The sequence below is a fragment of the Chitinophaga deserti genome (assembly GCF_003149455.1).
Taxonomy (GTDB): Bacteria; Bacteroidota; Bacteroidia; order Chitinophagales; family Chitinophagaceae; genus Chitinophaga; species Chitinophaga deserti.
Window position 1 is genome coordinate 471,550 of sequence record NZ_QFFK01000002.1, and the last position, 21,805, is coordinate 493,354.

The window sequence follows — 21,805 nt, forward strand, 5'->3', positions numbered from 1 at the left end:
GAAAATGGGAAATGCCCCTAATTTGCAGCCCGTATGATTCATGTATCGGATATAAAGGACCTGGAAAGGCTCACTATTCACAAGGTGGGCAACGGAAATAATGACGAGCCTTTGGTGCTTTCCCAGCAACCGCTCGAATTGCAGGACGAAACCATTGGCACCCTGCTGCTCAGCTATTTCATCCAGCCGTTTACCAACAACGCCGAATATTTCCGCTTCACGCACGAGGCCGATATTCAGCTCAATGAGGTATACAAATATTGCAGCCTCATCTTCGAAAACAAGGAAAACTTCCAGGATCAGTCTGTCAATATTGCCAAGCATCTCTATAAACATTCTACCCATCCTAAAATCAAGGGTGGGGAACTGTATATCACTCACTTCAGCAAATGCCAGGTAGATGGTGAGGAAGTGGAGGCAATCGGCATTTTCAAATCCGAAAACCGCGATACCTACCTGAAAGTATTCCTCAACGACGATAACTACCAGCTCAATTACGACGATGGTATTAATATCAACAAGCTCGACAAGGGATGCCTCATTTTCAATGTAGAACAGGAAGATGGGTTTAAAGTCAGCATCGTAGACAGTATCAGCAAGCAAAACGAAGCCGTATACTGGAAAGATGCATTCTTACAGGTGCAGCGCCGGGAAGACAGTTACCATCAAACCGAAACGATGGTGAACCTTTGCCAGCAGTTTATCCAGAAGAAGCTGCCGGAAGAGTTCGAAATGTCGCGTATCGACCAGATCGAGCTGTTAAAGAAATCAGCGACTTACTTTAAAGAGAAGGAAGAGTTTAAGGTGGAAGAATTTGCCGAAGAGGTGCTGGGGCACCCCGATGCTGTGGATGCTTTCCGTGATTACCGCGACCATTACCGTAATGAATACAAGCTGGATGTGCCTGATGAGTTCGAGATCAGCAATCCGGCATTTAAGAAAGGCCAGAAATTCTTCAAAAGCATACTTAAGCTCGACCGCAACTTCCATGTGTACGTTCATGGCAACCGCGAGCTGATTGAGCGGGGGTACGATGAGGAGCGGAGCATGCATTATTACAAACTCTATTTCGAGGAAGAAAAGTAAACATCAGTAATCCAGCTGCTGCTGCAGTTTGTCAAGTTCTTTAAGGGCGTTGAGGATCTGTTCGTCGTAGGGATTGTGCCCTTTTGCAAGGGTATTGTAGTTCCAGATGAAGAGTTGTTTCTGAGTGGAATAGATCTTCCGCAATATCCTGTTTTGTTTCCGGGAATCGGGCGAAAGGCGCATATGGTCGATCTCGTCCATGATACGCAGGTTTTCGTCCATATAGTAAATGGCATAGTTCTTCAGCCATTTCATTCTTTCTTCGTTGGTACGGGCACGGTAAGCGCCGGATGCCATCAGGTAATTCCGGTCCATTTGGGACCGTTTCTCGAGGTATTCCTTCACGTCGCGTGGCGCAAAGATGAAAGCCAGAGTGAACAGGCTGCCACATACCAGCAGCCCTATAGTGGTGAAGATGGTTTTTCTTTTCAGGGAGGTGCGGTGCCTGAGGGCGGGCAGCCATAGGAGCCCAAGGAGCAATCCGGAGAAGAGCCCTCCGAAATGTGCGGCATGGTCGTAATTGGTGGAAAAGAAGATCGAAGCCAGGTTCATCACCAGGTAAATCCCGATGCTGATCAGGAGGGCTTTCCGCTCACGGGGTTCAATGAATTTATGCAGTAAAAGCGCCAGGATAAAGCCAAAGAGGCCGAACACGGAGGCCGAAGCACCCAGCGAAGGGGTTACATCATACCACCAAAGGCTGGCCAATGCTCCTCCAATTCCGCACAGGAGAAACACGATAGCAAACCGGACTCTTCCCAGCAGGGGTTCCAGGTAAATCCCGCACATCATTACCGCGTACATATTGAAAAAAAGATGGAACCCATCTGCATGGAGGAACCCGGCAGTAACCAGGCGCCACGGCTCTCCGAAGAGGGTGAGGGGCTTGTAGTTGGCGCCTATCTGTTCCAGTGCAGTGCCTGATGGCGTCCAGCCACCGCTGTCGGGGAAGAGCCACTTGTTGGTCATGATGAGGAAAACAAGGGCATTAAGCACGATGAGGATCGGCGTCACGAAATAGCCGTTCACCGGTTTAAATACCTGGGCAAATCCATTTACTACGCGGCGGCTCCGTGTAAGGTGGACCGTTTCCTCTTCCGGAAGGATGAGGGAGCGGCGTTCTTCCATGGCATATTGCAGTGCTTCGGGCGAGATGGCGGCATCTATGGTATGAAGGGCGCGCAGGAGGCGGATTACGTTTTGCCGGTTACGTCCGAAATCCAGGATCTGGACGCCGGTAGACACGCTGAAGAGTTCGATATTGTCGTCAGAGAAGTCAATAGATACCTGTTCATTCCAGGATTTGAGGCTGAAATGGGTGAAAGCGGTGAGTGTTTCGGGCGTGGCGGTGCCCACTTCCCAATCGAGGCTTTCTGCTGCGAGCCAGAAAAGGATGAGGCTTTCCTCCCGGGTTCGGTGAGGGAGGGAAGCGTAGGTGCTATATCGGGGTGGGAGGCCGATCATGTATGATACAATAAAGAGAGACGCACGAAAATGTGCGTCTCTGCTATATTACGAAAGTAGTTCAAAATTATTGTTTGTTTTCCGGTTTGGGATCGCGTGGTTCTCTTGGCTCACGTGGTTCGCGTGGTTTCTGATCGCCGCCACGGTTGTCTCTCGGGCGTTGATCTCCACGGGGCTCACGGGGTTTCTGGTCACCGCCACGGTTATCCGGACGAGGCTCGCGCTGTTCACGGGGCTTCTGTTCACCACGGTTGTCGCGGGGCTTTTGTTCACCACCACGGTTATCGGGGCGTGGCTCGCGAGGCTTCTGCTCCCCACGGTTCTCGCGTGGCTTTTGTTCGCCTCCACGGTTATCGGGGCGTGGCTCACGGGGCTTTTGTTCGCCTCCACGGTTCTCACGGGGCTTTTGTTCGCCTCCACGGTTGTCAGGACGCGGCTCACGGGGCTTTTGCTCCCCACGGTTCTCGCGTGGCTTTTGATCGCCACCACGATTGTCCGGACGTTGTTCGCGTGGCTTCTGCTCACCACGGTTTTCACGGGGCTTTTGTTCCCCACGGTTTTCACGTGGTTTCTGTTCGCCTCCGCGGGCTTCAGGACGCCGGGCCTGGGGTTGTTCACCACCTTTGCCTTTATCCTTCTGCTGTTCTTTCTGCTGCTTATCGCGGGTTTTAGCTTTACGTTTCTGCGAAGCTTTTTCGAGGGAGCGAAGGCTGATCTGGCCAACAACGTCGGCAAATCCGAGATCGGCTTCCTTATTCGGCTTCGAGCTTACCACTTCCACGGCCTTCAGCTCATCAGGACGGATGCCCTGAGCGTTGAGCTGGCGGATTTCTTTCACGCGGACGATGGTGAGGGGGTATTGCTTATTACTGTTGTCGTAGGAGTACCACATCAGGTTTTTGAAGATATCCCGTTTCTGCAGAGTGGCCCTGCCGGTAGACGTTTCGATAATATCGCAATCGTCGGGGAATTCTTTCAGGGCATCCAGATAGGTGTCCAGTTCGTAGTTGAGGCAGCATTTCAGACGGCCGCACTGGCCGGAAAGCTTCGCCTGATTGATGGAGAGGTTTTGGTAACGGGCGGCAGTAGTGTTTACCGATTTGAAGTCGGTGAGCCAGGTAGAGCAGCAAAGTTCGCGGCCACAGGAGCCGATACCACCTACTTTCCCTGCTTCCTGGCGGGCACCAATCTGGCGCATTTCCACCTTCACACGGAATTCGGAAGCATATACTTTAATGAGCTCACGGAAATCGACGCGATCGTCTGCCGTGTAGAAGAAAGTTGCCTTACGGCCGTCTGCCTGAATTTCTACTTCAGCCAGTTTCATTTCCAGGCCCAGGTTACGGGCGATGGCGCGGGCTTTGATGAGTGCGTCTCTTTCACGGTTCTTATTCTCAGACATGCGGTGCATATCGTCGTTAGAAGCGCGGCGGAGCACTTTCTTAACTTCAGGCGTATCTTCCACCCTCCGTTTTTTCATCTGCAACTTTACCAGTTCCCCGGTAAGGTTGACCATGCCTACGTCGAAACCGCTTATACCTTCCACTGCCACCATTTCTCCCTTTTCGAAGAATTGTTTGGTGGAGTTTCTGAAGAAATCCTTGCGGCTGCCGTTATTAAAACTTACTTCTAAAATATCGAATGGTGCTAAACTATCGCTCAAGGGAATATTGGAAAGCCAGTCGAAGACGTTGAGGCGGTTACAACCGCCGCTACTACAGCCTCCATTGCTCTTACATCCCGACGGCTTCCCCTCTGCACCCGTACCACATCCGGCACAAGCCATATTATTCAGTTTATTAATTTAAAAAATGTTGATCCCTGGTACCCCAGGTCACTAAAAGTACATATTTACTTTCAGATTCGAAAGGGCCGTATAGGGAAATAGCCGGACAAAGGTACATTAATTTGTTGACAGCTAAACAGGCAGGGATCGGCCTTTGAAGATGTACTGAAGCCTGATGGACAGGGCATGAAACAGGATTTTACCGTTAGCATTCCTTTCGATGTGATAGTATGCATTGTCCAGCTCATCCATGATCTTTCCCATTTGCCCGAGGTTGGCAAGTTTTTTCAGCTTCTCTGCAAAATCGATCTCTTCGGGAGAGAAGGCCAGCTGGGAAGGGTCCATATATTGTACCCGGAGGCTATGCTCCAGTACGTTGATGAAGTATCGGATAAACTGCTTTTGGTTTTCACGGCCCATTTTGGCGCTCGACATATTGTCTACCCATTCCTGCAGTCCTGCCCGATTTTGCATGAAGATGGCATTCAGCCAGTTACGCAATAAATCGTGGTAGTCGTTATCAGAATGGTTGAGCAGGTGCATGGCTTCCCGGTAATTACCGGAAGCAATGGTAGCGATCTGCCTTGCCCGGGTTTCCGGCACCCCGTTCCTTTGTACCAGGGCTTTCACGATCTCATCTTTCCCCAGCGGGTGCACCTTTATCAGTTGGGTGCGCGACAGGATGGTGGCCAGTATCTGCTCCTGGTTTTCCGCCACGAGGATGAAAACCGTATTAACCGGTGGTTCCTCGATGAGCTTCAGCAGCCGGTTACCCTCATTTCCGAGATACTCCGGCATCCACATGAGTAATATCTTATACTTGCTTTCAAAGCTTTTCAGGTTCAGCTTGCGGATAATATCCTGGCATTCATGGGCGGTGATGTTGCCCTGTTTATTTTCAGCACCTATGAACTGAAGCCAGTCGTAAGCATTACCATATGGCTGTTGGGCAATAAAATCCCTCCATTCAGCAGCGTAATCCGTACTCACGGGCTTATCGCCCGATTTGCGGGGGATCACGGGATAGGAAAAATGGATATCGGGATGGATGTACCTGGCGGCTTTCACGCATGCCTGGCATTTACCACAAGCGTCATTTTCCTGACGGTCTTCACAAACGAGATACTGGGCAAAAGCGAGGCCCATGGGTAAACCGCCAGCTCCTTCCGGGGCTAGCATGATCATGGCGTGGCTGAGCCGGTTGTTTTCAACCGCATGCAAAATCTGAGTACGGGTTGCTTCCTGTCCTATAATATCCGCGAAAAACATGGCCGTAAAAATAAGGCATAATTATGGGATCGACAGCAAACAAACCTCGCTGAATTCCCCGGAGATCACCATTGCAGGTGAAACAGTACGGAGGTAATAACGGCCGGTTACAGTCCGCCGTTTTACATCCACAGCACTGATGGTAATAGCGGAAGAGTCTGTAGGTAGCCATTGCAGCTGCGTTCCCTGCCTGAACCCTGCTATAACCCTGCCCAGGGTATCTTTGCTATTGCGGACATAACGGTAAGTGCCAAGGGTAAGACTGTCGTGCCCCTGCCCGCCACCTGCGGCCCAGGCGGTATCGGTAACTTTCAGGAGCAGCTTAACGGAGTCACTGAAATAAGCTTCCTGGCTCAGGACCTTTGCACCAGGCTGGCGTACGAGCGTGGCACTGAGCATTTTAAGGGGTACGTACTGGTTATTGTAAACCACATTGATGGAAGTGCGCTCGCAATTGTCGAGCAGTGTTTTGTCGTAGTCTGAGCAGGAGGGGCATAGGCCTGCAGCACAGCTGAGCGCTGCGAAGGAGTACAGTAGGTGTTTCTTCATGTCGTATTATTTTTCTATGGCCTCCAGCACTTCGTCGGAAGTGGGGGAGGTTCGGGGCTTGAAAACGGCGATCAGCTCACCCTTTTCGTTGAGCAGGTACTTCTGGAAGTTCCAGGTTACCTCTTCAGGGGCGAGTTGTTTAGCTTTGGCTTCTTCTGTCAGCCATTTGTACAGCGGATGGATGTCGCTGCCTTTAACAGATATTTTGGCCGCCATGGGGAATGTAACGGCGTATTCCTTAGAACAGAATGCTTTGATTTCAGCATTAGACCCCGGCTCCTGACCACCAAAGTTGTTGGCAGGGAAGCCTATGATAACAAGTTTCTTCTGGTACTTTTTATAGAGTTTCTCCAGTTCAGCGTATTGGGGCGTATTACCACACTGGGAGGCTGTGTTTACGATGAGGATCTTTTTGCCTTTGTATTTGGAGAAATCGATCTTTCCGCCTTCGAGCGCGTCAACTTTAAAATCATAAACATTGCCGAAAGCGATAGAGAAAAATGCGGAAAGCAGCATTAATTTGAGCATGATCTGGCAGTTTAAGGGGGTGAAATATGGTTAATAACCGGTTGTAAAGATAAGCCGCCCTTCCGGAAATGCAAGCTTATTTGCCTTGCTGGAGATAGTTTTCGAGCGGGAGGCGGTTTGTAAGAGACCGCGCCAGCGTCATTTCATCCGCATATTCCAGTTCGCCTCCGAAAGCGATGCCACGTGCAATGGTAGTCACTTTCACAGGGTAATCTTTCAGCTTCTTTGATAAGTAGTAAATCGTAGTATCGCCTTCGATAGTTGGACTGAGTGCCATGATCACTTCTTCCACACCATATTGCTGTACACGCTCCACCAGCGAGTGGATCTGCAGCTGGTCGGGGCCAATACCATCGATCGGGGAGATGATGCCCCCCAGTACATGGTACACGCCATTGAACTGCTGGGTGTTCTCGATAGCGATCACATCACGGATGGATTCCACTACGCAAACCACTTTATGATTACGCGAAGCGTTGCCACAAATGGTACAGATATCTTCGTCGGAAACGTTGTGGCAGGTTTTGCAGAATTTGATCTGGCGGCGCATTTTAGCGATAACATCCGCAAACAGTTCCACCTGGGCTGTATCCTGCTTCAGCAGGTGAAGCACCAGCCGTAAAGCAGTTTTTTTGCCCACACCCGGAAGGCGCGCAAACTCGCTGACGGCATTTTCTATCAATGCGGAAGAGAAGATCATACGGCAAAATTACGGATAATGGCTATAGTTTGACGTTAGTGGGCACCGTCCAGTTCTTTTTGACGTTGATGGGCTCTTTGAAGGTAAATACGGTTTCCGGCTGCTTTTTCGGGTTGCGGTAATAGATGCCTGTATCCCACTGGCCATTGAAGTTACGGTCCACAATCACGCGGATTTCATACTCCCCGGGCTGGATAAGCCCGCGCTCCCATTTACCGTTCTTCACCACACCGGTATACTTCACTTCCTTTCCACCGGTAACCAGCTGAACCACAAACTGGTAGCTGGTGTCGCTTTGGGGGAGCAGTACTTTTGCACTGTCGCTGATACTAAGCTGTACGGTAACCGTTCCGTAGTCGTCCAGCATTTTGGCTTCAAAACGAACGGTGTCGGCCTTGGCGGTCTGGAGGCCGGTAGTATCGGTCGCGAAACCTGCAGGGAGGATCAGTTGGTAAGGTTTACCCGGTTTCCAGTTATAAGCGAGTTTAAACCGTTTCTGCGTGGTATCTGCCACACTCACGCTAAACTTCACGGGGCGGAGTGTTGTGTCTTCCAGCAGGGAGATAGCACCCGAATCGAGGCTGCGCAGCGGGAAGTTGAAAGACAGAACAAGACTGTCTCCCAGTTCCTGCCGGCCACCATTCAGCTCTGCACTGGCCAGCAATTTGGGTTTTTTCTTGTCGTCTTTCTTTTTCTCCTTCTCCTGCTGCGGTTCAGGTTCAGCCGGGAGGTCCAATTCCTCATACTTGGGTCGGAGAGAATCCGGCTCTTTGAAAAGCGACATATTAATATCCGTCATGGCTTCCTGCAGATCGATTGGCTCCTCGCGGAAAGCGATCAGCTCATCGGGCTGGGTATATTGAAAATCCCGGTCTTCTTCCTTGAGGGCGAAAATCCGGTATTTGCCAGGTTTCAGGTTCTTGAAACGATAACTGCCGTTACCCTTGGTTTTAGCGAGGTACAGTGGCTTTTCCTTCGATACCACACTGTCTTCCAGGATGTTGGAATATAACATTACCGCCACGTTACTATCCGGTTTGCCGGTTTCTGCGATGAGAATGGTGCCGGTGAGGGTAAGGGAGTCCAGGTAATCGCCGGTAGATACTACATATTGGAAGTCCTCAATGGGATTACGTTCGTTTACGTCCTTTACGGCGTCACCGAAGTTAAAAGTGTAGGTGGTATTGGGCTGCAGGGAGTCCTTTATGACCATGGTGATAGTACGCAGCTTGGCTGTAATAGTAGGGGTGCGCTTCAGCGTAGGCGATACGATCAGTTTCTCCAGCACGTTTTCCAGCTCCACATACTCGTTGAACCTGAAGGTAACCTCCTTTTCATTGAACCCGAGGGTAGAATCGGGAGGGGATATATGGAGTACTCTTGGGGCAAGGGTATCCCGCGGCCCGCCTCCGGGCGGCACAATATTGGCGCAACGCGAGAAAAACATGCCGCACACTACCAGTAATATCCATGAGCCAAACCAGCCCAGTTTATATTGATTCATGATTCCTTTTCGCTGAATTTATGATTTGCAAACTTACTGCTTGTTGGCCATTATTTACTCTTCCTCCTCTACCAGGGTGTGCAACGCCACTTCCAGTTTATTGTCTTTCACGAAGTTGCACCAGCGGCAGTCCTCTTTGCCACAGCCGGTATAAAAGTCCTTATTCTGGATATGGATCCAGGTTTCGCGGATCTGCTGGTTCACGGTGGTAATGTCTTCCGGCAGGATGTCGATCTTCTCTTTAAAGTATTCCTTCTGTTTATTCGGTTCCACGAAATCAAACTCGGTACTTACCACATGCCAGTTCTTCTGCTTGTAGTTGTCGAGCAGGATTTTATAGAAAACGGCCTGTCTCCAATAGTCGCCGCCGTTGGGATTGCGGTCGTTGGGCCTGTCAAACTTCTTCAGGTCTTTCTTCGTTTTCTCATAATCCCCCGTCTTATAATCCACCACATTAATTTCACTGCCGTTGAATTCGAGCTTGTCGATCTTCCCTTTAAGCGGCACGCCGTTCACTACTACGTTCCGGATATTGCGCTCAATGCTCACAATACGGTTCCAGTGGGGGAGGTATTTGTCATAATAATTGGTCAGGATATCTTCCCCGTATTCCATCCGCCGGTTAAAGGCCTCTTTGGTGAAGGCTTCGCGGCTGCGGAGCATGCTGTAGCGGAAGTCTTTGATAAACTCTTCCTTTGGCGGGAATTCGTTTTTCTCCTGCATTTTCTGGAAAAGCTTCTCCAGTGCAAAGTGCACCGCGGAGCCAAATTCGGTGTTCTCCGAACGGCCAGAAGGTACGCGGAGCAGGTTCTGGTAAAAGAACGCCAGCGGGCAATGCAGGTAATTATTGAGCGCCGTTACGTTCATGGTAAAGCCGCTCAGCAGGGTATCTATAAACAACTGATCCACTTTTTCGATTTCCGGTGCCTGTTCCTTTCCATATTGCAGGATCTCGAACTGGAACATGGTTTCGTCGTCCATGGTTACCGGAACTACGCTCAGATTGTGATACTGCTGGATCTCGGCCACGAAAACACTGGGTACCAGTGGCTTCCCGTCCTGCTTAAAGTCGGGGTAGGAGATATACAGATGCTTTTCCGCCCGGGTGAGTGCCACATAAAATAAGCGCCGCAGTTCCTGCTGATCGGTGGAAGTGGCTTCCGTGGTAAAAACCGTATCAGGGAACGAAAAGCCCCCGCTCATTTTTTTCTTGTCTTCCCAGATGTTGGAGGTAACGCCTGTCAGGAATACATATTCGAATTCCAGTCCTTTGGATCCATGGGCAGTGAGCAGGTTAACCCCTTTTTCATTACCGGAAACCTGGATGAGTGGGATAGACAGACCGTTGGATTCCATCAGGTCGATGGTTTCGAGGAGCTTTACAATAGTCATGTCTGGATGGCGGCGGGTTTCCTCTTTTACGAAGTCGAACAGCGCCTGCAACACTTTCATGAGCCATATCTTTTCCGGGCTGGCAAGGATGTATGAAAGAATGCCGCCTTCGCTTATGATGGAGGAAAACAACTGCTGCAGGGTGATGTTATGTGCATCGCCTATCCATTTCTCGAGGAGGCGCCCCAGTCGCAGCGCATCATCGTGCGGTGCGAGGGAAAACAGTGTTGGGTTGCGGGTGTTCACCCATTCCTGCAGGTATTTGCGGATGGAGGATTTTTCGCTGTATCCCTTTTCTGCAACTTCTATACTGATGCGCGCGGTTTCAATAGGGGGTACTTTGTAAAAATCGTAGTGCATCAGCTCGAAAAGAATATCGTCACCGCTGTAAGGCGTTTCCAGCTCACGGGCGATATACCGGAGGATCTGCAGGATTTTCCGGGCAAAGGGTATTTCGAATAAATTCTGATTTCTTTTGGAAAAGAATGGCACGCCTTTGAGCCGGAAGTATTGTGCCAGCTCTTCGCCATACTTGTTCTCTTTGTAGATAACTGCGATTTTCCCGGGCATAACGCCCTTTGCAAGTATACGCTCCACTTCGAGTGTTATATGCACCATTTCATCGCGGGGCGTATTGTAACGGCGGATAACCGGCGGAATATTAAGGGGTGTCAGCTTGTCGTTTGCTGCTCTCAGTTGCTTGCTGAGGCCGGGTAGCTTATCTACCAGCCGGGAGCCTTCATTATGGGCAATTACAGACATGGACACGTCCAGGATGTTTTGCACGGAGCGGTAGTTTTCCGTCAGTACCACTGTGCGCAGGTCATGCGCAAGATGATCGTTGGCGAATTGCTCCATATTTTCCACGTTGGCCCCCTGAAAGCGATAAATAGACTGATCGTCGTCGCCCACCACAAATACGTTCGGCTTTTCTTCACCGCTTGTTAGCAGACCAATAAGCATGTTCTGGGTACCGCTGGTATCCTGATATTCATCCACCAGTATGTATTGAAACCGCTCTTTATAATCGAGCAACAGGTTAGGGTTTTCACGAAATACGCGGATCACCCAGTTGATCATATCATCGAAGTCGTAACGGTTGGCTTTGTGCATCAGCTGCTGAAACACGTCGAACTGCTCCACTGCTGCCAGTAACCGGGCCATCTTCTCCCGTTCATTCGCAATCTTATCCTGCTTCAGGTCGCCTTTCTTAAACCGGCCCTGATTACGTTTGTAGGTGTATTCTTCGCGCTCAGGCAGACTTTCCACATACACTTCCACACGCTCCCGGATAAAGGGAACTGTCCAGCCTTCCCGCTTCATGGTTGAAAACAGGCCGGCGAGGTTGCGCATGTCATAATAAACATCGCCACGGTAACGCTTAAGCGGATTTTCTTTGGTAAACCCGTCTATAAGGGTTTTAAGCAGCTGAATTTTCTCCAGATCGGAGATAGGATCCAATACGTTTTTCTCAAAAAGCGACAGGTTGTCCTGAATCACTTCATTACAAAACGAGTGGAAGGTATGGATGTTGACGCGGTAGGCATCCGGGCCGATAAAATCGGTAAGCCGCTTGCGCATGGCAACGGTGCCTGCGTCGGTGTAGGTAAGGCAGAGAATATTGTGGGGGAGGAAGTCGGTATCACGGAGGATCTTGCCGATGCGGGATGCCAGGATCTGGGTTTTACCCGTTCCCGGGCCGGCAATCACCATTACAGGTCCTTCGGTATTGTCTACCGCCTCCCGCTGCGCGCTGTTAAGGCGTGCGTATACTTCGTCGTATCGTTGATTATATTGTTCCTGTTGCGGATTGCTCATGGTTTTGGTAAATATGTGTCCTGTACGATGGCCCGGATGTCGCTCCAGGGCACGAACAGTGTGATCTGTCCTACGGCGTAGGCTGCTATCTCATAAGGGACGAAGTTGAAAACAACGCCTTTGTCGGTCAGATAAAAATTCTCGTTTGGCTCGATGTGCTTTTTGAAAAGGTAAGCTTCATCGAGCGGCTGATTGGCCGGTACTTTATACAGTTTGCGGAAAGATTTATCAAGTGCGGTGCCCAGTACGGGTTTATAGCCGGGCTTGAAAACGTCAGTAACAGTAAGTTTTTTCTTCGCAGCGAGGTCGTAAGCTTCAAAAGAGGTGCCATAGTTGCCATGTGCCCCTCCGCTGTATTCGTATCCCAGTTTGGCAACGGCAAGCAGCGGAAATTTGTTCCAGACAACGCTGGCGGAGGAATTTGTTTCCCAGTTCCAGGAGGCGCCGGGGCCATCTTCATTGCCGGTAGTATCTATGTCTTTTGCATTATCCTGATAACTTTCAAGATATACGAGAACGGCAGATTTGATGGCCTGCACAGGCATCTCTCCCGGTTTAAGTTCGGGGTAGAGGGAGGTGCGCAGGAATTCTATGGTAGCCTGGTCTGCCCCACCAGTGGGCCAAACCATGCTTTCGCTGGCCCTGCCTATAGGGGAGTTGTCTTTGTTGGGGAATAGCTTAGCCGAATCTTCGAATGTATGTACCTCGAAGGCTATAGCATTGTCCATATTCTCTGTCAGCTCAAACTCAAATGTTTTACCATTGCCGGTCCAGGTGCCACGGTATTGCATACCATTAAAAGCACCACTCAGCATATTCTCGTTGTTGATACCGGCGTATTCAGCCAGGATCAGACTGTCGCCGGTTTCCCGTGCAAGAGAAAGGCCGATAGGTTCACCTACTTTGTCGTATACATACCAGCCTTCATATTTGCCCGGGTTGTATTTGATCAGCTGCAGGGTAACGGGCTGCCCGGCGAGGGTGCCTTTAAATTGTTTGTAAAACGAACCGGCAACGGGGGCCTGTACCGGCGCAATGGTAGCAACGGTTGTACTGTCGGTAGTTTCAGCGTTTTTCTTTTGCCCGGACTGGCAGGCAGAAAGGCCTCCCAGTGCCGCAAGCATACAAATCAACATTCTCATGATAGCCGGTAATTACGGGCGTAAATTACCACAAAAGCGCGAATGTGAGCCTTAGCGGAGGTAAGCTTCCTGTACAACCGGTCTGATATCATCCCAGGGCACAAACAGGGAGATTTGTCCCGAAGCGTAGGAGGCGATTTCATAGGGTGTATAACTGAATACCACGCCATGAGAGGTGATAAAGAAGTTGTTGTTCGGCTCAATCTTCTTCACGAAAAGTCCGGCTTCTTCGAGTGTTTGATTGGCCGGAACCTTGAATCTTTTCCGGTATGCCTTCTCCAGTGCAGTGGTTAATGCGGGTTTATAACCGCCTTTAAATACATCAGTGATGGTAAGTTGCTTTTTGCGGGAGAGGTCATACACTACAAAATTAGAGCCCCCGTTACCATGGGCGCCCCCGGTGAAGTCGTATGCCCAGCTCTCGATGGCTAACAGCGGCAATTGGTTCCAGGTCACAACATCGCCACCCTGAGCACTCCAGTTCCAGGATGGGCCGTTGTTCATGCCGGCGGTATCTACATCTTTTGCGTTGCCTTTATAGCTGATAAGGAAGGAGTCTGCCCCGTTTTTAAGACCCAGGGCAGCCGTTTCACCTGGTTTAAGTCCTGGATTGAGGGCTTGCTGAAGGAAGGTGATGGTAGCGTCGTCAGCTCCGCTGGTTGGCCAAACCGTATAGGAGGAAACGGTGGCTACGGGAGAGTTTTCGTTGGACTGGAAGAGTCGGGCAGAATCTTCGTAAGAAACGAGGGAGAAGACGATGGCGCTGTCATTGTTTTCCACCAGGTCAAAATCATAATTGTTTTTCGTTCCGAGCCACTTGCCCCTGAAGTGCCCGTCTGCCGATACCATGCCACGGAATGTATTATCGTCCTGGCTGTATCCCTCCATAAGGATGATACTGTCACCGGGCCCCCGGCTGTAGTCGGGAGTAAGAGAAATAGGCTCGCCATGGGCATCGTAGACGTACCATCCACGTACATCAGAAGAATCGGAACGCTGTAGCAGGAGCGTTACCGGTTGCCCTGCCAGCGTGCCTTTATAGCGTTTAGCCCAGGTGGCCGGCAGTTCGGTGGTTGTGCTGGTACTGTCTGTATTTTGGCCTGGTTTCGGGCTTTGCTGGCAGGCAGTTAAAGCGAGGATAATGGCGGGGAAGAGGTATTTATGCATGGAGGTGTTTTTTACATGTTGATGAAAATTACCCGTTATAGAGACAAGCATCAGCCTCATAAGGTTCAATAAGCCGTAATTTTGCAAAAAAGGAGCCAATATGATCAATCAGAAGATAGCAGACCTCCGGCAGGATTACCGCCGTGCCACGCTTAATGAGCGGGAAGTAGCCTCGCACCCGGTGAAACAGTTCGAACACTGGTGGCAGGAAGTGCTGGCCGGTGAAATCGACGAACCTAATGCAATGACGCTGGCTACCTGTACGGCTGGCGGGCAACCCGCTGCCAGGATCGTATTGCTGAAAAGCTTCGATGAGCAGGGATTCCTCTTTTTTACTAACTATGAAAGCCGCAAAGGCAAAGAACTGGAGGAAAATCCCCGTGCCACGCTGCTTTTCTTCTGGAAAGAGCTGGAGCGGCAGGTTCGGGTGGAAGGAAAGGTGATGCGTGTGCCGCCTGATGTGAGCGACGAATATTTCAATTCCCGCCCTGTAGGCAGCCGTATAGGGGCGATTGCGAGCCCTCAGAGCCAGGTGATTCCCGGCCGGGAAGTGCTGGAAGAAAAGGTGAAATCCCTGGAGGCACAGTACCTGGCGCATGCGCCGCAGCGTCCTGCACATTGGGGTGGTTATGTGGTAGTACCTGAAGTAGTGGAGTTTTGGCAGGGGCGCAGCAGTCGCCTGCACGACCGCCTGCGTTATACGCGGGAGGCAAATGGTAGCTGGAAAATAGAGAGATTGGCGCCCTGATCCGGGCGTATATAACAAGGGGGATACCGGTCATTGGCCTGTAAAGGCGCATGTCCGGAATCCCCCGTTATTTTTGGCTGCTGATAATTAAGCTTTCTTTTTTGCAGCGGCGGCTTTCTTGGTTTTAGCCGGACGGCTTTTACCAAAAGATCCGTTAGAGATCTTGCCTTTCTTGGTTTTGATATCACCTCTACCCATGGTCGAATGATTTTTTTAATTGATGAATGTTAATCGGAATTGCACCCCGGTGGGAGGTCTTCCGACTGCAAAAATAAAAAAAGCAAGAAACATTTGATGTTCCTTGCTTAATAAAGTTGGGTCTCCAACTATTAGATCTTGTCAGACAGTGCTTTACCGGCTTTGAACTTAGCCACTTTTTTAGCCTTGATCTTGATGATCTGACCGGTTTGGGGGTTTCTGCCGTTACGAGCTGCACGCTTAGATACGGAGAAAGTGCCGAAGCCAACCAGAGTTACTTTACCACCTTTTTTCAGGGTGTCGGTAACTGCTTTGGTGAAAGCGTCGAGAGCATCGTTAGCCTGAGTCTTGGTAATGTCAGAGTCTTTGGCAATTTTTTCAATCAATTCGGCTTTGTTCATAGTTAGTTAAGATTTAACTAGTGAGAAAATGTTTGATGTGAGCAAATATAAAGCCTTTTACAAGATTACCAAATTTCAGGAATTTTTTTTCGAGGGCTGAAAAACCCTACAGGTAACGTTTACAGCAGATTCGGGTGTTCACTTTGTTCGATTGATGCGTATCATCGTTTTGCTGAAATGCGCTACTGCATTGAGTTTGAATGCTATTTGCCCTGAAATGCCCGCCTGTGCCAAGTTTTGTGCCAAAACACCGCTTCATTTAAAACAGTGGATTTCCTGTGGATAAGTTATAATGGTTATACAACCTGCATCACGGTCCTGAAGGCTACAAACTGGTCCCCAAACAGGTCAAACGCATGCTGGCGCATACGTGGAGCATGTTCCTGGAGGTAAGTATAATAGTTCTCAAGGGTATCCATAAAGTATTGTGTGGCATATGTAGGCCCTTCCGAATCGTCCTGCTCCAGCAGCCGGCAGATACGATAATCATGGAAAAGGCCCGTGGCCATTATATCCGGGATATGTTCTTCCTTCATCCACTGCACCCAGCGGTTGTTAATTGCATGGGTTACCTTGGTGGTAACGTTATATATTATCATGCCTTTTTCAGTTTAAGGTATACGGGACAATGGTCACTTTGCTTCACCTGCTGCCAGATGGCGGCATCTTCGAGGCGGGGGCGCAGGGCTTCGGTAACGTTTATATAATCGATACGCCAGCCCTTATTATTGTTACGTGCGTTGGCCCGGAAGCTCCACCAGGAGTACTGGTCTGCCGCAGCAGGGTGGAAGTTGCGGAAAGAGTCAATAAACCCGTTGCTGAGCAGCTTGGTCATCCAGGCGCGTTCTTCGGGAAGAAACCCGGAGGAATCTTTGTTGGAAGAAGGATTGTGGATATCGATCGCTTCGTGTGCAATGTTGTAATCTCCTACAACTACCAGGTTAGGCCTTTCTTTACGGAGGAGCTGCAGGTAGTCGTAAAATTCATCCAGCCATTGGTATTTATAGGTCTGTCTTTCCTCTCCTGTAGTCCCGGAAGGGAAATAGGCGTTAATGACGGTGATATCGCCGTAATCGGCTCTGATTACCCTTCCTTCCGCATCACTTTGCATATAACCGTTGCCGTATTGAACATGATCCGGTTTAAATCTGGAGAGGATGGCTACGCCGCTGTAACCTTTTTTCTGGGCAGGATACCAGTAATCGTGGTATCCCAGCTTCTCAAACTGCTGGAAGTCCACGTTTTCGCGGTGGGCTTTCACTTCCTGGAGGCAAATGATGTCTGCAGGGTCAGACTGTAGCCATTCGGTGAATCCTTTGGTCATGGCCGAGCGCAGGCCGTTGACGTTATATGTGACGATCCTCATGCTGATGATGTTTGCGGCAAAAATACAGGTTTCGGTGAAATGGGGGCGCAGGGAAAGAAAGAAGGGAAGGGTATAAGGCGGGAAGGGGTAAAGAGAAGTGGCTGACACCTGACGGCGGCAGCCACTTGCATTGCATGAAATTAAAAAGTACCGGTTTTCGGCTTACAGCGGGCGAACGATACCACCGAGACCACCGAGGATGCTGTTAAGCAGGTTAGTCACGGTGGATAAAAGCCCGCCTACGGGATTACCTTCTCCGCCGCCAAGGATGCCGCCGAGTAAACCATTAAGGAGGCCGCTGAGGTCAACGAGACCGCCTTGCGTGTCAATTGATTCGAGTTGGGTCAGTTCTTCACAACCCAGTTCCTGGAGATTCAAGTTTTCCATGATAGGATGGTTTATGGTTAAAAGAATAGTGGCGCCCAGTACCGCGGGCGCCACCAGGGTTCAGGTTACGACTAGCGCAGGAGGCCACCGCCCAAACCGCCAAGCAGGCTGTTGAGCAGGTTGGTCACAGGAGCCAGCAGAGCGCCCAGACCGCCGAGGCCGGGAAGGCCGCCGCCAGTTCCGGGGAGGCCGGGAAGGCTGCCCAGTAATGCGTTGGTGTCAAGTTGTGCTCCAACGGTGATCTGACCGTTGACGTTAGTAAGGCCGAGGGAAAGGAAGCCCCCGTTCACTTCCTGTGCGGTAGTTGCGTCGAGTTCCTGGCAACCGAATTGTTGAACTTGCAAGTTTTCCATGATTATAGGAGGTTTGGTTAAAAAGCGAGATAGTTGTGTTTTTGGTCAGTTAAATGCTTTATCCCGGATACAGACTGCGGCAACTTATGGAACCGGACTATTATCGGACGGGAATACTATTTCCGTTAACGGCCGTAAATTACGGTGATGCAATCGATCGACGATCGTTCATTTCTGTTCATTTTCAGGCAAATAGCAGTAGATTCTGTTCATTTTTTGAACGGAAGGGGCGTTGACAAGTTATTAACATAGAATCCGGCCGTCAAACAACATATTGATGTGCCGGTTTTTGCGTAAATTATAGAAGCAGCGCCATGTTTGCCGGCCGGATTAACTCCGGAAACTCACAACGATATGACCAGCGTCGCCCCTTTTCCCTCCATCAGCCCCTCCCGACCCTTCGTAAAGGGCCTGTTTATCATCTTTTGCCTGATGATAACCACCATCACAACTTCTGCGCAATCATCCCTCATCAACCAGCTCAAAAGCCGCCTGGTTAATTTGGAAGACAGTAACCAATACAACGATGCCCTTAACGAAATCAGCGCTCTCTATCACGTCACGCATCTCGATTCCTGCCTCCGTTATGCTGAACACGCCCGCGATCTGTCCCGCCGCATCCAGTACCCGAAAGGACTGGCAGACGCCAGCATCAACCTGGGTGCCTGCTTCACATTCCAGAACAATTCCTCCGTTGCCCACCGCCTCTATCTGGAAGCCCTAAGCCTTTATAATTCCCTCGGCGACTCCGCAGGGGTTTGCACCGCCCTCTATTGCATCGGCGGGTATTACCACTACGAAGGCAATAAGCCCCTGGCACACCAGTATATGGAATCTGCCATGGGAGTTGGCAGCAGGCTCCTGAAAGACTCCGTTTGGTCCACCATGCTCGCCAATTACTATATCGTTTTCTCCGGCGATTCCACCAAAGCCGATTCCGCCCGCTGGGCCCTGCACAAAGCGAGAGATATTGCCGTGAGGTACCACGACGATCGTATGATCACCTATACCGGCCTTTTCATTGCACATGAAAAGGTCCGTGAGAATAAGCTGGATGAGGCTATGGAAGATCTTCAGAAACTTACCGCACACGCTGCTGCCGGGAAAATGCATTACCTCGATCTGTATGGCAATGCACAAATGGTTATTTACGCTTCCTTTGCCAAACGTCCTGATTCTATCCTCTATCAGCAACGCATGCTGGATGCCGCCCTGGCCGGCGGATACAAAAAGCTGATGATAAAACCGGTTATTGCCCTGTACGAATATTATAAGAAAACAGATCCCGCCTCCGCCCTCCGTTATGCCGATATTCTGGAAGAAATTGCCTCGCACCAGGAAAATCTGCGCTCACAACAGGAGCAGGATTACATGGAATCTTTCCTAAGAGATCAGGAACTCAGTTATCTGCGGCTCGATCGCCAGATGCGGGAGCAAACGGAAACATACGACCGCATGGAAGGCCGTAACCGGGCTGTGATTCTTGCTTTTATGGCGCTCTGCCTCTTATTGTCAGGCGTATTGTTTTATACTGCCTACCGCTCCCAGCGCGACAGCAAAATCAGTAAGAAACGGATCAGCACAGTACATCGTATGGTAATTGAAAAGAACCAGCTGTTGCATCATCACGACGATTTCAAGAATAAGCTATTGACGATTCTGGCGCACGATTTCCGGCTGCCGCTGAGTCACATCATAAATGTAGCAGAGTTGTTCAGGCAGAAAGACCTGCGCCCTGAGCAGTTCCGGGAGATTGCGAATACCATCGCATCCATGGCAAGCGATACGCTGCAATTGTTTGAAACAGTCCTGAGCTGGATTCGTTCGCAGCTGACGGGTTTCGAGTATAATCCGGAGCCTCATTCGCTGGAAGAATTGTGGCAGGAAGTGGTTGAGCTGTACAGCGCCGATATCCGTGATAAGGGCCTGGCTCTTGAAGTATCGATCCCGCATGGTTTTAGGGTGAAAGGAGACCGGGAGATGATGCAGTTCGTACACCGCAATCTTTTGCATAATGCAATCAAGTTTTCCCTGAAAGCAAGTGCGGTCAGCATCCGGGCTACTGCACAAAATGAACGGGCGGTTATTGCCGTCACCAACGGCGGTTCCGGGATTTCTGAGCTTGATATTTATCACATCTTCGAGTATAAAGTGCCCGGCAAATATGCACGCGAAAGTGCCAGAGGAGCCGGACTGGCACTGATTATCTGTAAGGATTTCATCGAAAAAATGGAGGGCTCAATATCCGTCCGCAGTGACGGAGCATCCTATACCACCTTTGAATATACTTTGATGTTGGGCGAAAATGGAATAAATACCATACCAATAAACTGAATAAAATGAACGGCCGTTTTTTCAGAATTGCCTCCTAAATTGCACTCATTGTTTGAGACGCCAGGTTTCACAATGACAATAAAAATCTCGTCAGGTGAAATTTCATGAGCCATTCACGCAGCCCCGTTGAGTGCTCGCCGGCAAAGATCCGAATAGGGTCACGTTAAACAGTCTTTTACTTTAAGCCTTGCGCTTACCTGAAGTCCTGCCTTAGCAGCGGCATGCATCATGCATGTGTTGTAATGGTTGCGAAAGCGGGGTGGGAAAGCTATACAAGTCACACATAACTAATACAAACATTTAATATATGCGGTTTAGCCGGAAAATATCACAATTGTATAAATGCCTTTCTTCTGTTGATTTGTTTGTCCCTTTAGATGCATCATGGCTGCATGGCTGGAGCGGCTCGTCTCCGCCATGTAGCAGATGCACCTTTTAAATGTGGAGGTACGTCTGAGAATTGATTGTAGTATTATTTAGTAATGAAATCCATTGATTAATGTTTAACCCAAATCCTCCTGAGCGGAGAGATAAAGTACAGTTGATTACAGCCTACTGTTATAATAATAATTTTATGTTGAGAGATGATCAAAATAAACGGTTTGTACTGGAGAGCCTGGCTTTCCTGGTTAATTCGGAGAGAATCTGGTTGTATGGATATGTGTTGCTTGAGAATCAGTTTCATGCCATGTGGCAGCAACGCCCTCCGTGGGACGAGCGGAATGTCCGGCAAACCATGTTACGTTTTACCGCACGTAAAATAAAGTATAATCTCCGTGCTACAAATGAGGATGGGCTGGAACAGTTCCGCAGCCGCCTCCCGGACCGGAAGTATCAATTCTGGGATAAGGAATCTGTGAGGGTGACGATCTCCAGTCTGGATGCGGCTTCACGAATCATGGACAATATGCATGTTGCCCCTGTTGAAATGGGGCTTTGCAGAGAGCAACAGGCATATCCATATTCCAGTGCATGGTTCTATGGCGGTGGAGAGTCTGTGGCAGGGCTTCCGGTACCAGTGATTACACACTTCCATGAAGCCTTCGGGCGCCACAATGAACTGGAATCTCCTGCTATATTATTAGCACCGTACTGCCTGCCATCCCGCGGCACGATAGTAGAACGGAAACCTGGGCAGCGGCGAGGAAAGTCTCCGTTTGGATAACAGTACCATAATTAGTTTTTCATTGCAATAGTTTGATAGAAAACCAACCCGCTTGCGTTATGCAGCCGGGATCGGGGAACCTTTATCCGGATGTGCCGTCTTCCTTTTCACTGGGCATATTGGGTGTTGGGAGGCGGCCTCCGGGAAAGGTGAGTGTAAATGAAGAAAATAATGCATTGACATGTCTAAGCAGAAGGAGAGATGATAATAAGATTTGTAGTAGTTCAATCATGCATTATGTGGATACCGGTTACCGGGGAATGTGTGATGACATTGGCTTGACCGAAAATGATTTTCCATTTGTGTTTTATGGAATTGTAACCATTTGAAAGGTTAAAAAATGGGGTGAAGACTCTTCTTCTGGCCCCTCGTTTCATCATCTGCCAAAGGCTTTGTGCTGCTAATTTCTATAAGGATTTGCAATACAACGGAAGGTAGTATAGGCTGA

General features: G+C 49.7%; 20 protein-coding genes. 4 read left to right on the forward strand and 16 right to left on the reverse strand.

Going from position 1 to position 21,805, the window contains the following annotated elements:
• Positions 1-33: 33 nt before the first annotated feature.
• Entirely contained in the window at positions 34-1,086 is a 1,053-nt protein-coding gene (locus DEV76_RS06000; protein WP_109696116.1) for a nucleoid-associated protein, read from the forward strand.
• Between the two features lie 3 nt (positions 1,087-1,089).
• Here DEV76_RS06000 and DEV76_RS06005 read toward each other — a convergent pair whose 3' ends face one another.
• The 10 genes from DEV76_RS06005 to DEV76_RS06050 all read right to left on the reverse strand — a co-directional run bounded on the left by DEV76_RS06005 (position 1,090) and on the right by DEV76_RS06050 (position 14,405).
• Entirely contained in the window at positions 1,090-2,550 is a 1,461-nt protein-coding gene (locus DEV76_RS06005; RefSeq protein ID WP_109696118.1) for a rhomboid family intramembrane serine protease, read from the reverse strand.
• 67 nt (positions 2,551-2,617) lie between these two features.
• Positions 2,618-4,336: a regulatory iron-sulfur-containing complex subunit RicT gene (gene ricT, locus DEV76_RS06010; RefSeq protein WP_109696120.1), complete on the reverse strand. Its 1,719-nt coding sequence runs from the start codon at positions 4,334-4,336 to the stop codon at positions 2,618-2,620.
• 132 nt (positions 4,337-4,468) lie between these two features.
• The gene (locus DEV76_RS06015) at positions 4,469-5,605 is read right to left on the reverse strand and encodes a DNA polymerase III subunit (protein WP_109696122.1); all 1,137 of its coding nucleotides are present in this window, start codon (positions 5,603-5,605) and stop codon (positions 4,469-4,471) included.
• A gap of 21 nt (positions 5,606-5,626) precedes the next feature.
• Complete coding sequence (locus tag DEV76_RS06020) at positions 5,627-6,154, reverse strand: hypothetical protein (RefSeq protein WP_109696124.1); 528 nt, start codon at positions 6,152-6,154, stop codon at positions 5,627-5,629.
• Between the two features lie 6 nt (positions 6,155-6,160).
• Positions 6,161-6,682 carry a glutathione peroxidase gene (locus DEV76_RS06025; protein ID WP_109696126.1) on the reverse strand — a complete coding sequence of 174 codons (522 nt, stop codon included), beginning with the start codon at positions 6,680-6,682 and terminating at the stop codon, positions 6,161-6,163.
• 76 nt (positions 6,683-6,758) lie between these two features.
• Complete coding sequence (gene recR / locus DEV76_RS06030; RefSeq protein WP_109696128.1) at positions 6,759-7,382, reverse strand: recombination mediator RecR; 624 nt, start codon at positions 7,380-7,382, stop codon at positions 6,759-6,761.
• 22 nt (positions 7,383-7,404) lie between these two features.
• Positions 7,405-8,886: an Ig-like domain-containing domain gene (locus tag DEV76_RS06035; protein WP_109696130.1), complete on the reverse strand. Its 1,482-nt coding sequence runs from the start codon at positions 8,884-8,886 to the stop codon at positions 7,405-7,407.
• 54 nt (positions 8,887-8,940) lie between these two features.
• Positions 8,941-12,096 carry an ATP-dependent helicase gene (locus tag DEV76_RS06040; protein WP_109696132.1) on the reverse strand — a complete coding sequence of 1,052 codons (3,156 nt, stop codon included), beginning with the start codon at positions 12,094-12,096 and terminating at the stop codon, positions 8,941-8,943.
• Positions 12,093-13,238 (reverse strand): DUF3298 and DUF4163 domain-containing protein, encoded by a 1,146-nt coding sequence (locus DEV76_RS06045; protein ID WP_109696134.1) that lies wholly within the window; start codon positions 13,236-13,238, stop codon positions 12,093-12,095. Before DEV76_RS06045 ends, DEV76_RS06040 begins: the two co-directional genes overlap by 4 nt.
• Positions 13,239-13,289: 51 nt before the next feature.
• Positions 13,290-14,405, reverse strand: coding sequence for a DUF3298 and DUF4163 domain-containing protein (locus tag DEV76_RS06050; RefSeq protein WP_198651956.1), 1,116 nt, complete (start codon positions 14,403-14,405; stop codon positions 13,290-13,292).
• A 100-nt stretch (positions 14,406-14,505) separates the two neighbouring features.
• On the opposite strand from DEV76_RS06050, the gene pdxH reads away from it, so the two are divergent.
• Positions 14,506-15,153, forward strand: coding sequence for a pyridoxamine 5'-phosphate oxidase (gene pdxH / locus DEV76_RS06055; protein WP_198651957.1), 648 nt, complete (start codon positions 14,506-14,508; stop codon positions 15,151-15,153).
• Positions 15,154-15,240: 87 nt separating this feature from the next.
• On the opposite strand, the gene DEV76_RS06060 is transcribed toward pdxH, so the two are convergent.
• From DEV76_RS06060 to DEV76_RS06085, 6 genes are all read right to left on the reverse strand, one after another.
• Positions 15,241-15,351: a 30S ribosomal protein THX gene (locus DEV76_RS06060; RefSeq protein ID WP_109696138.1), complete on the reverse strand. Its 111-nt coding sequence runs from the start codon at positions 15,349-15,351 to the stop codon at positions 15,241-15,243.
• A 131-nt stretch (positions 15,352-15,482) separates the two neighbouring features.
• Complete coding sequence (locus DEV76_RS06065) at positions 15,483-15,752, reverse strand: HU family DNA-binding protein (RefSeq protein ID WP_109696140.1); 270 nt, start codon at positions 15,750-15,752, stop codon at positions 15,483-15,485.
• A 296-nt stretch (positions 15,753-16,048) separates the two neighbouring features.
• On the reverse strand, positions 16,049-16,351 hold the full coding sequence (locus tag DEV76_RS06070) for a DUF4286 family protein (RefSeq protein ID WP_109696142.1): 303 nt from the start codon (positions 16,349-16,351) through the stop codon (positions 16,049-16,051).
• On the reverse strand, positions 16,348-17,118 hold the full coding sequence (locus tag DEV76_RS06075) for an exodeoxyribonuclease III (RefSeq protein WP_109696696.1): 771 nt from the start codon (positions 17,116-17,118) through the stop codon (positions 16,348-16,350). Before DEV76_RS06075 ends, DEV76_RS06070 begins: the two co-directional genes overlap by 4 nt.
• A gap of 162 nt (positions 17,119-17,280) precedes the next feature.
• A complete protein-coding gene (locus tag DEV76_RS06080; RefSeq protein WP_109696144.1) occupies positions 17,281-17,505 on the reverse strand; it encodes a hypothetical protein in 225 nt (74 codons plus the stop codon).
• 71 nt (positions 17,506-17,576) lie between these two features.
• Complete coding sequence (locus DEV76_RS06085) at positions 17,577-17,858, reverse strand: hypothetical protein (protein WP_109696146.1); 282 nt, start codon at positions 17,856-17,858, stop codon at positions 17,577-17,579.
• Between the two features lie 354 nt (positions 17,859-18,212).
• On the opposite strand from DEV76_RS06085, the gene DEV76_RS06090 reads away from it, so the two are divergent.
• Together DEV76_RS06090 and DEV76_RS06095 are read left to right on the forward strand one after the other, a co-directional pair.
• Positions 18,213-20,192 carry a sensor histidine kinase gene (locus DEV76_RS06090; RefSeq protein WP_109696148.1) on the forward strand — a complete coding sequence of 660 codons (1,980 nt, stop codon included), beginning with the start codon at positions 18,213-18,215 and terminating at the stop codon, positions 20,190-20,192.
• A 574-nt stretch (positions 20,193-20,766) separates the two neighbouring features.
• On the forward strand, positions 20,767-21,357 hold the full coding sequence (locus tag DEV76_RS06095; RefSeq protein WP_157962744.1) for a hypothetical protein: 591 nt from the start codon (positions 20,767-20,769) through the stop codon (positions 21,355-21,357).
• Positions 21,358-21,805: the final 448 nt, after the last annotated feature.

Excerpts from the sequence above, each read along its gene's own strand:
- DEV76_RS06090 (WP_109696148.1), top strand. The coding sequence starts at position 18,213 with ATGACCAGCGTCGCCCCTTTTCCCTCCATCAGCCCCTCCCGACCCTTC.
- pdxH (WP_198651957.1), top strand. The coding sequence starts at position 14,506 with ATGATCAATCAGAAGATAGCAGACCTCCGGCAGGATTACCGCCGTGCC.
- DEV76_RS06035 (WP_109696130.1), bottom strand. The coding sequence starts at position 8,886 with ATGAATCAATATAAACTGGGCTGGTTTGGCTCATGGATATTACTGGTA.
- DEV76_RS06020 (WP_109696124.1), bottom strand. The coding sequence starts at position 6,154 with ATGAAGAAACACCTACTGTACTCCTTCGCAGCGCTCAGCTGTGCTGCA.
- DEV76_RS06060 (WP_109696138.1), bottom strand. The coding sequence starts at position 15,351 with ATGGGTAGAGGTGATATCAAAACCAAGAAAGGCAAGATCTCTAACGGA.
- DEV76_RS06075 (WP_109696696.1), bottom strand. The coding sequence starts at position 17,118 with ATGAGGATCGTCACATATAACGTCAACGGCCTGCGCTCGGCCATGACC.
- DEV76_RS06070 (WP_109696142.1), bottom strand. The coding sequence starts at position 16,351 with ATGATAATATATAACGTTACCACCAAGGTAACCCATGCAATTAACAAC.
- DEV76_RS06040 (WP_109696132.1), bottom strand. The coding sequence starts at position 12,096 with ATGAGCAATCCGCAACAGGAACAATATAATCAACGATACGACGAAGTA.
- DEV76_RS06025 (WP_109696126.1), bottom strand. The coding sequence starts at position 6,682 with ATGCTCAAATTAATGCTGCTTTCCGCATTTTTCTCTATCGCTTTCGGC.
- DEV76_RS06005 (WP_109696118.1), bottom strand. The coding sequence starts at position 2,550 with ATGATCGGCCTCCCACCCCGATATAGCACCTACGCTTCCCTCCCTCAC.
- DEV76_RS06085 (WP_109696146.1), bottom strand. The coding sequence starts at position 17,858 with ATGGAAAACTTGCAAGTTCAACAATTCGGTTGCCAGGAACTCGACGCA.
- DEV76_RS06050 (WP_198651956.1), bottom strand. The coding sequence starts at position 14,405 with ATGCATAAATACCTCTTCCCCGCCATTATCCTCGCTTTAACTGCCTGC.
- recR (WP_109696128.1), bottom strand. The coding sequence starts at position 7,382 with ATGATCTTCTCTTCCGCATTGATAGAAAATGCCGTCAGCGAGTTTGCG.
- DEV76_RS06045 (WP_109696134.1), bottom strand. The coding sequence starts at position 13,238 with ATGAGAATGTTGATTTGTATGCTTGCGGCACTGGGAGGCCTTTCTGCC.
- DEV76_RS06065 (WP_109696140.1), bottom strand. The coding sequence starts at position 15,752 with ATGAACAAAGCCGAATTGATTGAAAAAATTGCCAAAGACTCTGACATT.
- ricT (WP_109696120.1), bottom strand. The coding sequence starts at position 4,336 with ATGGCTTGTGCCGGATGTGGTACGGGTGCAGAGGGGAAGCCGTCGGGA.
- DEV76_RS06015 (WP_109696122.1), bottom strand. The coding sequence starts at position 5,605 with ATGTTTTTCGCGGATATTATAGGACAGGAAGCAACCCGTACTCAGATT.
- DEV76_RS06095 (WP_157962744.1), top strand. The coding sequence starts at position 20,767 with ATGTTGAGAGATGATCAAAATAAACGGTTTGTACTGGAGAGCCTGGCT.
- DEV76_RS06080 (WP_109696144.1), bottom strand. The coding sequence starts at position 17,505 with ATGGAAAACTTGAATCTCCAGGAACTGGGTTGTGAAGAACTGACCCAA.
- DEV76_RS06000 (WP_109696116.1), top strand. The coding sequence starts at position 34 with ATGATTCATGTATCGGATATAAAGGACCTGGAAAGGCTCACTATTCAC.